Raw genomic sequence first — 13,060 nt, 5'->3', positions numbered from 1 at the left:
ACTGCTCTGACCTGCGACATCAGTGTTTACCTAACTGTGTACTGGGCGGCCAGCGCGCGCAGCCGCGCGTGCGCGGACTCGTACACCTGCGGGGTGCCGAGGCAGGTTTTCGGCAGCTTGGCGACCATCGTGTAGTTGGTGTCGCACACGTTGCCCACCGGTGCCTGCCCGGCCTGGCTGACGAGCTGATAGGCGTCGAGCGTGTCCAGGCCGGTCAGCGTGGACGTCCAGGTGACCAGGTCGTGCTGGCTGATGCGGTAGGCGTCCTCCAGGGGCCTGGCCGAGCCGGTGGACATCAGGTGCAGGTCGTCCTCCATGCGCGGCCACGGCGTGAGCACGCCCTTGATCAGCTCGACCGCCACCACCGTGTTCATGGCCGCCTCGACCGCGGTGCCGCACACCTCGCCGTGGCCCTGCAGGCCGTGGCCGTCGCCGATGGAGAACATCCCGCCCTCGACGTTGACGCCCAGGTAGACCGTGACGCCCGCGCGCAGCTCGGGGGTGTCCATGTTGCCGCCGTGCGCGTCGGGGGTGATCGTCATGCGGACCTCGTTCGCCCCCGGCGCCACCCCCACCGTGCCGTGCATCGGGTCGAGCGGCAGTTCCACGCTGTAGTCGCTGTTCCGGGCGTGGTAGACCGCGACGCCCCTGGCCACGTCGAGGTCGTAGCGCCAGACGCGCTCCTCCAGTGGCGGCTGCAGCATGGCGGTGGTGTGGGTGCCGGTCAGCGCGCCGAAGTGCGGGAAGGTGCTGGAGACGGCCCAGTCCCTGGCCGGGGTGATCGAGACGAAGTGCAGCGCCAGCGTGTCGCCCGGTTCGGCCCCCTCGACGTGGAAGGGGCCGGTGACCGGGTTGAGGTAGGGGAACTCGCACACCTGGGACGGCAGGTCGTCGACCGACTGGACGCGGCCGGCGAAGCAGTCCTCGGTGAACAGCTCCATGATGGTGCCGGGCCGGATCTTGCCCACGGCGGGCCGCCCGCCGAAGGTGTAGCTGTATTCCTCCGGCGCGGGACGGTAGGAGACGACGTTCATGAGACCTCCGAGGGCATCGCGGGCCGGCGGCCCAGGGCGGACAGGACGATCGCCACGATCAGCCCGACGCCGAGCCAGATGAAGCCGAGCACCTGGGCCGCGACGGACGCGTTGATCACGACCAGCACCAGCACGGCGAAGCCGATCACCGGCAGGACCAGGTGCGCGAGCCAGTTGCGGCTGCGCTGCCGGACCACGTAGTGCACCACGACCGCGATGTGCAGCAGCAGGAACGCGGTCATCGCGCCGAAGTTGACCATCGAGCTGAGCAGCCCGATCGCGTCGGCGTAGAAGCTGAGCCCGACGCCGAGCGCCAGGGACACCAGCGCGACGGCGAAGGTGGCGTTGACCGGCACCCGGTGCTTGCGGTGGACGCGGGCCAGGAACGACGGCAGCTGGCGGTCCCTGGCCATCGCGAACAGCAGGCGGGAGGTGGCGGCCTGAGCGACGAGCGAGTTGGCGAAGCCCCACGCGATCGCGGTCGCCACGGCGGACAGCACCCCCAGCCAGGGGCCGCCCGCGTACGTGGCCGTGTCGTAGAAGGCGTTGTCCAGGCTCGCGTCCGGGGCGAGCAGCGCCGCCCTGTCCGGCACGAGCAGCGCCGCCACCCAGGTCTGCACCACGAACAGCACCGCGGCCAGCGCCAGCGCGGCGACCATGGAGCGGCCGAGCCTGCGCGCGTCCTCCCGGTTCTCCTCGGCCAGCGTGGAGATGCCGTCGAAGCCGAGGAACGACAGCACCGCGACCGACGCGGCGCCGAGGACGAGTGTCCAGGAGAAGGACGAGGAGTCGTAGAGCGGGGTGAGCGCGCCCGCGGTGGCCCTGCCCTGGGCCAGTGCGATCGCGCCGACCACCAGGAAGATGGCGAGCACGACCAGCTCGGCGGCGAGCATGATCCGGGTGATCCGGGCCGTCATCTGGATGCCGAGGTAGTTGACGATGGTGTTGAGCAGGACGAAGGCGATCAGCCAGGCCCACACCGGCACCGCGGGCAGGAACGAGTTCATGGCGGTGCTCGCCACCAGGTAGAGCAGAGTCGGAACGAGCAGGTAGTCCAGCAGGATCGCCCAGCCGGCCATGAACCCGACCGGGGCGGCGATGCCGCGGCCCGCGTAGGTGTAGACGGAGCCCGCCATCGGGAACGCGCGGGCCATCTGCGCGTACGACAGCGCGGTGAACGCCATCGCGACCAGCCCGATGACGTATGCCAGCGCGACCATGCCGCCCGAGATCGCGAAGACGGTGCCGAAGATGCCGAACGGGGCGATCGGCACCATGAAGATCAGCCCGTAGATCATCAGGTCGGCGAAGCCGAGGGAGCGCTGGAGCTCCTGTCGGTAGCCGAACTGCTCGATGGTGCTCATGGGGACGGCTCCTCTGTCCGTGGGGGGAGATTCGTCACCCTAGAGGTAATGTTTTCTAATGAAAAGATTTCTGTAGAAAGAAATCCAGCCCGTCCGCTCTGCCGAGGTGTACCCGCTGCCTGACCTGCCGATTCACCAGCGTCAGCGGTCCCCGCGCGCTGGTGATCGTGGTCCCGTCCGCGACGGCGTCCACCGCCGGAACGGCCAGCGTCCCCGCCCGCCCGGCGAGGGCCGCGAACATGGCCACCGCCTCGTAGCAGCCCTGCCCGTGCGCGTTGAGCATGGGCGCGTCCGGCCCGAACCGGCCCGCGTAGCGCTCGGCGAAGTCCACGCTGGCGTCCGTGCCGAGGCCACGGAAGTAGCCCATCGAGGCATACAGCTCGCCGGTGCCGTCGCCGCCGATGGCGAGCAGCCCGTGCTCCTCCAGCGCCCCGCAGAGCCGGGCCGAGCCCAGCCCGGCGGCCGCGTAGGCCCGGTTGAACGCCACCAGGTCGCTGCCGATCAGGGTGAGCAGGATCGCGTCCGGCCGGGCGTCGGCCACCCGGTCCAGCCAGCGCGCCGCCTCGCCGTACCTGACGAACCGCTCGCCCACGACGGCGGCGCCCCGCGCGCGCAGCCGGGTGCGGGCGCTACGGTGCACCAGGCGCGGCCAGACGTAGTCGTTGCCCAGCAGGAACCAGCGCCGCGCGCCCCTCGCCCCGACCAGCCACTCGATGCCGGGCTCCAGCTGCCTGCCGGGGGTCTCGCCGAGGAAGTAGACGCCCGGGGCGTGCCCGCCGCCCTCGTACGGTGGCGCGTAGACGAACGGGACCCTGCCGCCGATCGCCCTGACGACCGCCAGCCGGACATCGCTCGCATGGGTCCCCACCACCGCGTGCACGGCCTTGGCCCCCACCAGCCCGCTCACCTCGGCCGCCACGGCCCGAGCCGCGCGCCCGCCGTCGACCAGCACCAGCTCGACCGGCCTGCCGAGCACGCCGCCCACGGTGTTGAGCTCGTCGGCGGCCAGCAGGGCGCAGTTGATCGCGCACGGGCCCACCATGCCGAGCACGCCGGACACGGGCACCACGAGAGCGATCCGGAGCGCCCCGGTGGGCAGGAGTCGCGCCTCGAAGGGATCGACGATCGCCGCCACGACGACGAGTATCCTCCTGGATAGCTCACAGGTGAAAGGACCGACGTTGATGGCTACCACCGGGCTCGGGTCCTCCCTGGCGTACCTGCTCAGCCGTGCCGAGCGCAGCGTCAACCGGGGCATGGCCGCGGCGCTGGCCGGCGAGGACGTCACCGTGGAGCAGTCGCGCATCCTGCGGGCCCTGGGCGACGGGCGCGGGCACTCTATGGGCGACCTGGCGGAGGCCGTGCTCATGCCGCACCCGACGCTCACCAAGGCGGTCGACCGGCTGATCGAGCGGGCGCTGGTCTATCGGGGCCCGTCGGCGGGGGACCGGCGCCGGGTGGCCGTCTTCCTCGCCGACCGGGGCGCCGACCTGCTGGCCCGGGTGGACGGCGCGGTGGCCGAGCACCATCGGCTCATCGCCGCCGCCTTCGGCCCGGAGCGCACCGAGCGGCTGATGCTGGACCTGGAGTCGCTGGTGGAAGAGCTCGACCGGGCCTAGCGGGCGGACCCGCCGGAGCGGGCCCGCCCCGACGTCACGGGTAGAGGCCGCGCATCTGGTGGGCTTCGGCCACCCGGCCGACCCCGATGACGTGGGCCGCCTGGCGCAGTGACAGGGCCCGCTCGGCGGCCAGCGACTTGACCTCGCCGTAGGCGCTCTGCATGAGCTCGTGCAGTCTGCGTCCGACCTCGCCCTCGCTCCAGGAGTAGGCCTGCATGTTCTGCACCCACTCCAGGTAGGACACGATCACGCCGCCGGCGTTGGCCAGGATGTCCGGCACCACCACGGTGCCGTTGGCCGCGAGGATCTCGTCCGCCTCGGGAGTGGTGGGGCCGTTGGCGCCCTCCACGACGAGGCGGGCGCGCACGCGCGGCGCGTTCGTCTCGGTGATCGCGCCTTCGAGTGCCGCGGGCACCAGCACGTCCACGTCCAGCTCGAACAGCTCGTCGTGGCCGAGGGCGTCGGCGTGGCGGTAACCGAGCACCTGGCCGGACTCGGCCACCCAGGCGCGCAGGTCGGCGATGTCGAGGCCGCCGGGGGCGTGCACCGCTCCCGAGACGTCGGAGACCGCGACGACCCTGCAGCCGGCGTCGGCGAGGTACTGGGCGGCGAGCGCGCCGACCTTGCCGAAGCCCTGCACCGCGACCGTCACGCCGTCCGGCGCGTGGCCGAGCGCGGACAGGGCCGCGATCTGGACGCCGCGCGAGGTCGCGCCCGACCGGCCGAGCGAGCCGCCCAGCGTCGCCGGCTTGCCGGTGACCACGCCGGGCACCGCGTAGCCGGCGTTGACGCTGTAGGTGTCCATGATCCAGGCCATGGTCTGCTCGTCGGTGCCGACGTCGGGGGCCGGGATGTCCTTCTCCGGGCCGATCATCGGCAGGATCTCGTTGACGTAGCGGCGGGTCAGCCGCTCCAGCTCACGGGTGGTGAGCGCGGTCGGGTCCACGGCCACGCCGCCCTTGGCGCCGCCGTACGGGATGCCGACCAGCGCGCACTTCCACGTCATCCACATGGCGAGCGCGGTGACTTCGTGGATGTCGGTGCCGGGATGAAACCGGATGCCGCCCTTGGCCGGGCCGCGGGAGACGTTGTGCTGCACCCGGTAGCCCTGCACGACGTCCATGCGGCCGTCCTCGCGCCGTACCGGGACCGAGACGGTCAGCGAGCGGCGGGGCGTGGCGAGCATCGTGTGGAGCCCGTCGTCGAGCCCGAGATGCTCGGCGGCCTGGCCGAGCTGGTAGAGAGCGGAATCCAGGGCCTGTCGGCCAGGTGTGATCTGTGCCGGCGTCCTTGACGGCACCATGACGCTCATGGAAGAGGTCCTCCTGTTATGGATGCCCAAAAATTGGGTAAGGCGCCGTTGCCTAAACCCTTATGGGCGTACTTGTCGTGATCAGCCTAGAGCGGGGTGTTTGTTGTTGCCTAGGGTTCTGCTGCAGTTCAGAGGCCGAGCCGCTGATCAAGATGCTCCGGACGCGACACTCTGGCAGGCTTGTGGCCCTATGTGTGCCGAACTGTTTAGCCGGGGGGTTTAATGCCCGCATTGGTGATCGGGCCGATGCTGCGCTATGTCGATTCTGCCAGCGCTTCGATCTTCGTGGAGACCGAAGAGCCCTGCGAGGTCACCGTGGAGGCAGGCGGCCGGCCCTACAAGTCGCCCACCTTCACCGTCCACGGTCACCACTATGCGTTCGTCGACATCACAGACCTTTCCCAGGAAGCGGCCCCCTATGCCGTAAAGCTGGACGGTGAGGAGGTGTGGCCGCTGGAAGGGCGGCCGCCCAGCCGGATCCGGCTGTTCCCGGCCGAAGGACCGCGCACGATCGCGTTCGGCTCATGCCGCACCAGCGTGCCGCACGACGCGGCGCACATCCTCACCCACGGTCACGACGTGCTGCGGTCCCTCGGCGTCCATCTGGCGAAGACGGACGCCGATCCGGGTCCGGACCTCCTGCTGCTCCTCGGCGACCAGGTCTACGCCGACGGTCCCTCGCCCGAGATGCTCGAGTTCATCCACTCCCGCAGGGACACCGAGCCCAAGAACGAGATCGCCGACTTCGAGGAGTACGCCGAGCTCTACCGCCTGGCCTGGACCGATCCCGACATCCAGTGGGTGCTGTCCACCGTCCCGACCGCGATGATCTTCGACGATCACGACCTGCGCGACGACTGGAACACCTCCCTGACCTGGCGCCACCAGATGGCCAAGACGAGCTGGTGGCAGCGCCGGGTGGTCGCCGGGCTCGGCGCGTACTGGGTCTACCAGCACCTCGGCAACCTCTCGCCGCAGGAGCGCGCGGACGACCCGCTGCTGCGCATGCTGATGGAGAGCGGCGAGGACGGCGCCGCCGCGCTCGACTCCTTCGCGGCCCGGGCGGACGCCGATCCGTCCAGCAACCGGTGGAGCTACGCCCGCGACCTCGGCCACAGCCGGCTCGTCATGGTCGACACCCGGTGCGCCAGGCAGCTCACGCCGCGCAACCGCCGGATGCTGGACCCGGTGGAGTGGGCGTGGCTCGAAGACCAGGCCTCCCAGCCCGCCGACCGGCTGATCATCGGCTCGTCGATCCCGTTCCTGCTGCCCGAGGGCGTGCACGGCGTGCAGAACTGGAACGAGGCGCTCTGCGACGGCGCGTGGGGGCCCGTGGTGGCGCGCCTGTCGGAGATCTTCCGGCAGGCCGTGGACCTGGAGCACTGGGCCGCGTTCAGGCGCTCGTTCGACGACCTGGCCAGGCTGCTGATCGGGCTGGGCAAGCCGGTCCTGGTGCTGTCGGGCGACGTGCACTACTCCTACGTCTCCAAGGCCCGCACCGGCCCGGTCTACCAGATCGTCTGCTCGCCGATCCGCAACCCGCTCAGCCGGGTGCTGCGCTGGGCCAACGTGCTGACCCAGTTCGGCGTCGCCACGCTGGTCGGCGGCCTGCTGGCGCGAATGGCCAGGGTGCCGAAGCCGCCGTTCAGGTGGGGAGTGATCAAGGGGCCGTGGTTCCAGAACGCGATCGCGACGCTCACCTTCCCCGAAGCCGAGGCCACCTGGTACGACTCCACCGGCGACGACATCAGGCAGGTCGGCTCTGTGCGGGTCGAATGAGGACGAATATCGTTCGGTGCTTGTGAAGAACGACCAATACACCGTCGCCGTGCCGTTCTACGACCTGTGGCACGAGGACGGGCACGTGCCGAGGGTCCGCGAGTCACTGCCGGCGGTGCTCCACGGCCTGCGAGGCGGCGTCATGGAGATCGGCGCCGGCACCGGGCTGATCACCGAGGTCATCGCCCGCGCGACCACCGGCGAGGTCTACGCCGTCGAGCCGTCGCCGGTCATGCGCTCGGTGCTGGTGTCCCGGCTCGCCGAGCGCCCCGACCTGCTGCGCCGGGTGACCGTGCTGCCGTACGGCGCGCTGGACGTGGACGTCGACGAGCCTGTCGAGGCGGTGGTGATGATCGCGGTCCTGCAGTCCTTCGACGCCCCCGGCCGCGCGGCGCTCTGGCAGGTCCTCGCCAGGCAGCTCCGGCCGGGAGGGACGCTGGTGCTCGACTGGCGCGACAGGAAAGCGCCCGTGCCCGGCGAGCCGGAGCTGATGGGCTCCTACGGGGTCGGCAGGCACCTCTACCAGATCCAGGGGCAGGTGCTGGCGGTCGAGGGCGAGCTGGTCCGCTCGCGCTTCCTCTACCAGATCCGGCAGCGCGGGGTGCTGATCAGCGAGGACGAGGTCGTCAGCGAGAGTCACCGGCCCCCCAGGTGGCGGCTGGACGCCGAGCTCGAAGCAGTCGGATTCGCGCCCGCCGAGGCTCCTGAGGGCCTGCTGGCGTGGCGCCTGCGGAGATAGCGGAAACCGGGGACGTGGTGGCCGCTCAGGAGTGCCACAACCGTTGGCCGGGCCCTCTTCGGACCCTACTTCGAGGGTGGAGGACGACGGCTGGTCCGCGCGCGGTACGGCCCGCGTCCCTGAGGGGGCGCGGGCCGTACCGGGTTGTCAGCGGAACGAGGCGATCGCGTCGGCGAGCTGGTCGACCGCCCAGAGGAGGTCCTCCTCGGAGATCACGATGGGCGGCGCGAGCCGGATCGTGGAGCCGTGGGTGTCCTTGGCCAGCACGCCGCGGGCCAGCAGCGCCTTGGACACCTCGCGGCCGGTGGCCAGCGACGAGTCGATGTCGACGCCCGCCCACAGGCCCCGCCCGCGTACCGTCACCACACCGTGGCCGATCAGGCCGCGCAGCCGCTCGTGCAGGACCTCGCCGAGCCGGGCGGCCCTGGCCTGGTATTCGCCGGTGTTGAGCAGGTCGATGACGGCGTTGCCGACGGCGCACGCGAGCGGGTTGCCGCCGAACGTGGAGCCGTGCTGGCCAGGCTTGATCACGCCGAGCACGTCCTCGTTCGCGGCGATGGCCGAGACCGGGACGACGCCGCCGCCCAGGGCCTTGCCCAGGACGTAGATGTCCGGCACCACGCCCTCGTGGTCGCAGGCGAACGTCTCCCCGGTGCGGCCGAGGCCGGACTGGATCTCGTCGGCGATCATGAGCACGTTGTTCTCGGTGCAGATCTCGCGCACCTGGGTGAGGTAGCCGTCCGGCGGCACCAGCACGCCGGCCTCGCCCTGGATCGGCTCGATCAGCACCGCGACCGTGTTCGCGTCGATGGCCGTCCTGATCGCCTCCGCGGAGCCGTACTTCACGACCGTGAAGCCCGGCGTGTACGGGCCGAAGTCGGCGCGGGCGTCCTCGTCGGTGGAGAAACTGATGATCGTCGTGGTGCGACCGTGGAAGTTGTCCTCCATCACGACGATGTTGGCCTTGTCCCGCTCGACCCCCTTGACCAGGTAGCCCCACTTACGGGCGACCTTGATCGCGGTCTCCACCGCCTCGGCGCCGGTGTTCATCGGCAGGATCATGTCCTTGCCGGTGAGGTCGCCGAGCCCGGCGCTGAACCTGGCGAACTGGTCGTGGTAGAAAGCGCGGCTGGTCAGCGTCAGGTGCTTGAGCTGCTCCTGCGCCGCCTCGATGATCTTGGCGTTGCCGTGGCCGAAGTTGAGCGACGAGTAGCCGGACAGGAAGTCCAGATAGCGCCTGCCCTCGACGTCGGTGACCCAGGCGCCGTGCGCCTCGTGGATCACGACGGGCAGCGGATGGTAGTTGTGCGCGCTGCGGCGCTCGCTGACCTCAATGAGCTCTGCGCTGGTGGTCATTCAGATCTCCCCCCTGATCTCCAGTGTGCAGCACTTGGGGCCGCCACCTGCCTTGCGAAGCTCCGACAGATCGACCGGGATCACCTCGTAGCCGCGCCGCTTCAGCTCGAGCTGAAGGTCGCCGGCCTCAGAGTTGATCACCACGTTGGTGCCGTCGCTGACCGCGTTGAGGCCGAGCACCTCGGCGTCGTCCGACGTCGCGAGCACGGCCTCCGGGAACATCCGGCGCAGCACCTGCCGGCTGCCTTCGGAGAAGGCGCCGGGGTAGTAGGCGACGTTGCGGCCGTCGAGGGGGAACAGGGCCGTGTCGAGGTGGTAGAAACGCGGATCTACCAGCGACAACGAGACTACCGGACGGCCCAGGAACTCCTGTGCCTGGTGGTGCGCGGTGATGTCGGTGCGAAAGCCGGTGCCTGCGAGGATGACCTCGTCGAGAGTGAGGAAGTCACCCTCGCCCTCGTTGACGTGGGTGGCCTCCAGCGTCTCGTACCCGCGCTCGACGAACCAGCGCAGGTACGCCGGGCCCTCCGGCCCCCGCTCGGGGAAGGCGAACCTGGCGCCGTAGACGCGGCCGTCGACGACCAGCGCCCCGTTGGCGGCGAAGACCATGTCGGGCAGCCCCTCGATGGGGTCGATCAGGCTCACCCGGTGACCGAGGCTCTCGTACACCGCCTTGAGACCCTCCCACTGCCGGATCGCGACGTCGCGATCGGCGCCGGCCTCGGGATGCATCCACGGGTTGATCGCGTACTCGACCGTGAAGTGATCCGGGCGGCACATCAGGAAGTGTCTGGGCATGCAGGGCTCCGTCGTTCTACGTGGGGAAACGTCCTCAGGTGGGGGACCGAGCACAGCATAAGAAACAGCGTTGCCGCAGGTAAGAGGGCGGTATTGCGTGTAGGTGCGGGTTTGTTGCGAGTCTCAGCCCGGGACCGGCGATCCGTTGCGCGGCTCCGCCAAAGCGCTCCCGGGAGGGCTGTCGACCAGCCTGGAGAGCACGATCGAGCTCTTGGTCCGCACCACGAAAGCCTGCGCCGCGATCCTTTCGATCACCTTCTCCACGTGGCGCACGTCGGTGGCGCGGATGTGCAGCAGCGCGTCCGCCTCACCGGTGATCGTGGCCGCGCCGACCACCTCCGGGAACTTGGCCACGGCCAGCGCGATGTCGGACGGCTTGGTCTTGCCCTGGCAGAACAGCTCGACGTACGCCTCGGTGGTCCAGCCCAGAGCCTGCGGCGCCACCCGGGCGCTGAAGCCGGTGATCGCGCCGCTGTCGCGCAACCGGTCCACCCGCCGTTTGACTGCCGAGGCGCTCAGCCCCACCTGATGGCCGATGTCGGCGTAGGTCGCCCGAGCGTCCTCGACGAGCGCGGCGATGATGTCACGGTCCAGCCGGTCCAGTTCCACGGGCTCTGTATACAGCTTCGGCCGTGTGGCGCGCGACGACCGAACCAGGGGAGACTGGGCGCTTCACTGCTGGCCGGAAGGTTGCGAAGAGATGAGCAGAACGAAGTTTCCAGATGGTTTCGTCTGGGGGACGTCCACGTCCGCCTATCAGATCGAGGGCGCGAACGCGGAGGACGGCCGCGGCCCATCCATTTGGGACTCCTTCTCCGACTCGCAGGCAGCCTGCGATCACTACCACCGCTATCCGGAAGACGTGCGGCTGATGAAGGACCTGGGCCTGGCCGCCTACCGGTTCTCGGTGAGCTGGCCCAGGGTGCTGCCCGAGGGGGCCGGCCGGGTGAACACCGCGGGGCTGGACTTCTACGACAGACTGGTCGACGAGCTGCTGGGTGCTGGGATCGCACCGTACGTCACGCTCTACCACTGGGATCTGCCCCAGGCGCTGGAAGATCGCGGTGGCTGGCCGGAGCGCGACACGGCGCACCTTTTCGCCGACTACGCGCAGGTGGTGCACGACCGGCTGGGTGACCGGGTGAACACCTGGTTCCCGCTGAACGAGCCGTGGGTGGCGGCGTTCGTCGGTTACGGCTCCGGCATCCACGCCCCCGGCAGGAGATCGGCCGCCGACGCCTTCACCAGCGCGCACCACATGCTGCTCGCGCACGGGCTGGCGGCCGGCGTGCTGCGCTCGGCCGGCGCCGCCAAGGTCGGCGCGGTGCTCAACTTCGCCCCCGTGCTGACACCTGCCCAGGTGACCGACTTCGGCAGGAAGCTCTCGGAGGAGGACGCCGAGGCGGTGGACAGGATCGACGACCTCGTGCACGGCCAGTTCCTGGAGCCGATGCTGCGCGGGCGCTATCCGGCCCGCGTGCTGGAGATCGTGGACCGGACCGCCGGTCTCGCGCACGTGCGCGACGGAGACCTGGAGGTCATCGCCCAGCCCCTCGACCTGCTCGGCGTCAACTACTACGCCCCCAGCGTCGTGCAGGCACAGCCGGGCGAGCCCGCCGACCCCGCCTATCCGGGCAGCGAGGGCATCCTGTTCACCACCGTGCCGACCGCCGTGACGGCCATGGGCTGGCCCATCGTGCCGGGCGCGCTGACGCTGCTGCTGCGCCGCCTGTCGAAGGAGTATCCCGACCTGGAGATGATGATCACCGAGAACGGGGCCGACTTCGCCGACACCGTGACCGTGGACGGCGTCCGTGACGCGGACCGCGTCAGCTTCATCGAGGAGCACCTGCGCGCCCTGCTGACCTCCATCGAGGAGGGCGCCAAGGTGCGCGGCTATCTGATCTGGTCGCTGCTCGACTGTCTCGAATGGGCCGACGGCTACCAGCGCAAGTTCGGCATCGTGCACGTGGACTTCGCCACCCAGCGGCGCCGGATGAAGGACAGCGCGCTGTGGTACCGCGCCGTGGTCAAGCGCGGCGGGCTCGGCGAGGACCGGCCGAAACGCCCCACGCTGGAGACCGTCGCCGCGCGCGCCAACGTCTCCAGGGCCACCGTCTCGCGCGTGGTCAACGGCGAGACCTCGGTCAGCGCCGACGTCCGCGCGAACGTGCTGCGGGCCGTCAAGGAGCTCGGCTACGTGCCCAACGCGGCGGCCAGGAGCCTGGTCACCCGCCGCACCGACACCATCGCGCTGGTCCTGTCGGTCCCCAGGCAGGGCGGCGACGCGCTCACCGCCGCCATCGTCCAGTACGTCACCAGCGTGCTCGAAGGCGCGGGCAAGCAGATCACCCTCATGCTCTCCGACACCGCGGAGAGCCACCGGCGCATCGTCCAGCACGTGGAGGCGGGGCTGGTGGACGGGGTGATCCTGCTCCCGTCCGACGGCGGCGACCCGCTGGCCGAGCGGCTGGCCCGCACCGACGCCCCCATCGTGCTGCTCGGCAAGCCCGCCATCACCTCGCTCGTCCCGTACGTGGACGTGGACAACGCCGCGGGCGCGAGCGCCGCCACCGAGCACCTGCTGCGGCAGGGGCGCCGGCACATCGGCATGGTCTGCGGCCCCACCCACCTGGTCACCGTCCAGGACCGGCTGGCCGGTCACCGCGACGCGCTGCAGCGAGCGGGCATGCGACCGCACCTCGCGCTCGCCGGCCTCACCAGGGAGTCCGCCGTGGCGGCGACCACGCGGCTCCTGAGTGACGATCGCCAACTGGACGCCGTCTTCGCCAGCAGCGACCACCTGGCCGCCGGCGCCCTGCGGGCGGCTGCCGAGGCCGGCCGCCGGGTGCCGGACGACCTGGCCGTCGTGGGCTTCGACGACATCGAGGCCGCCGCCTGGACCACCCCCGCGCTGACCACCGTCCGGGTCCCCGTCGCGGACCAGGCCAAGGCGCTGGCCAGGCTCCTGCTGTCGAGGCTGGAGGGCAGGCCGACCACCTCGATCGTGCTGCCCACCCGACTCGTGGTCCGAGAGAGCGGGTGAGCCCGCACCGCGG

At 70.6% G+C, this 13,060-nt stretch carries 11 protein-coding genes; 4 read left to right on the top strand and 7 right to left on the bottom strand.

The window, feature by feature from the left end; translation table 11 throughout:
- Positions 1–26: 26 nt before the first annotated feature.
- The 3 genes from V5E28_RS02930 to V5E28_RS02920 are packed head-to-tail and all read right to left on the bottom strand — an operon-like array spanning position 27 to position 3,533.
- A complete protein-coding gene (locus V5E28_RS02930) occupies positions 27–1,034 on the bottom strand; it encodes an acetamidase/formamidase family protein (RefSeq protein WP_336204695.1) in 1,008 nt (335 codons plus the stop codon).
- Positions 1,031–2,398, bottom strand: a complete 1,368-nt coding sequence (locus V5E28_RS02925; RefSeq protein WP_336204693.1) for an APC family permease — start codon at positions 2,396–2,398, stop codon at positions 1,031–1,033. Before V5E28_RS02925 ends, V5E28_RS02930 begins: the two co-directional genes overlap by 4 nt.
- Positions 2,399–2,453: 55 nt before the next feature.
- Complete coding sequence (locus V5E28_RS02920; RefSeq protein WP_336204691.1) at positions 2,454–3,533, bottom strand: substrate-binding domain-containing protein; 1,080 nt, start codon at positions 3,531–3,533, stop codon at positions 2,454–2,456.
- A 49-nt stretch (positions 3,534–3,582) separates the two neighbouring features.
- Here V5E28_RS02920 and V5E28_RS02915 point away from each other — a divergent pair, with 49 nt between their 5' ends.
- Positions 3,583–4,017, top strand: coding sequence for a MarR family winged helix-turn-helix transcriptional regulator (locus V5E28_RS02915; protein WP_336204689.1), 435 nt, complete (start codon positions 3,583–3,585; stop codon positions 4,015–4,017).
- Positions 4,018–4,051: 34 nt separating this feature from the next.
- Here V5E28_RS02915 and V5E28_RS02910 read toward each other — a convergent pair whose 3' ends face one another.
- On the bottom strand, positions 4,052–5,329 hold the full coding sequence (locus V5E28_RS02910) for a Glu/Leu/Phe/Val family dehydrogenase (protein ID WP_336204688.1): 1,278 nt from the start codon (positions 5,327–5,329) through the stop codon (positions 4,052–4,054).
- A 222-nt stretch (positions 5,330–5,551) separates the two neighbouring features.
- Between V5E28_RS02910 and V5E28_RS02905 the strand changes: the two genes are divergently transcribed.
- Both V5E28_RS02905 and V5E28_RS02900 read left to right on the top strand, forming a co-directional pair.
- Positions 5,552–7,108: an alkaline phosphatase D family protein gene (locus V5E28_RS02905; protein WP_336204686.1), complete on the top strand. Its 1,557-nt coding sequence runs from the start codon at positions 5,552–5,554 to the stop codon at positions 7,106–7,108.
- 22 nt (positions 7,109–7,130) lie between these two features.
- Positions 7,131–7,847 carry a class I SAM-dependent methyltransferase gene (locus tag V5E28_RS02900; protein ID WP_336204685.1) on the top strand — a complete coding sequence of 239 codons (717 nt, stop codon included), beginning with the start codon at positions 7,131–7,133 and terminating at the stop codon, positions 7,845–7,847.
- Positions 7,848–7,994: 147 nt separating this feature from the next.
- On the opposite strand, the gene rocD is transcribed toward V5E28_RS02900, so the two are convergent.
- The 3 genes from rocD to V5E28_RS02885 form a co-directional block, all read right to left on the bottom strand.
- Entirely contained in the window at positions 7,995–9,203 is a 1,209-nt protein-coding gene (gene rocD, locus V5E28_RS02895) for an ornithine--oxo-acid transaminase (RefSeq protein WP_336204683.1), read from the bottom strand.
- Entirely contained in the window at positions 9,204–10,001 is a 798-nt protein-coding gene (ddaH, locus tag V5E28_RS02890) for a dimethylargininase (protein WP_336204681.1), read from the bottom strand.
- 123 nt (positions 10,002–10,124) lie between these two features.
- On the bottom strand, positions 10,125–10,610 hold the full coding sequence (locus V5E28_RS02885) for an Lrp/AsnC family transcriptional regulator (RefSeq protein WP_336204678.1): 486 nt from the start codon (positions 10,608–10,610) through the stop codon (positions 10,125–10,127).
- A 91-nt stretch (positions 10,611–10,701) separates the two neighbouring features.
- Between V5E28_RS02885 and V5E28_RS02880 the strand changes: the two genes are divergently transcribed.
- Positions 10,702–13,047, top strand: coding sequence for a GH1 family beta-glucosidase (locus tag V5E28_RS02880; RefSeq protein WP_336204677.1), 2,346 nt, complete (start codon positions 10,702–10,704; stop codon positions 13,045–13,047).
- The last annotated feature ends 13 nt before the right edge of the window (positions 13,048–13,060 follow it).

This window comes from Nonomuraea sp. LPB2021202275-12-8 (genome assembly GCF_037044575.1).
Classification (GTDB): domain Bacteria; phylum Actinomycetota; class Actinomycetes; order Streptosporangiales; family Streptosporangiaceae; genus Nonomuraea.
This window is presented reverse-complemented; position numbering and strand designations above follow the sequence as displayed.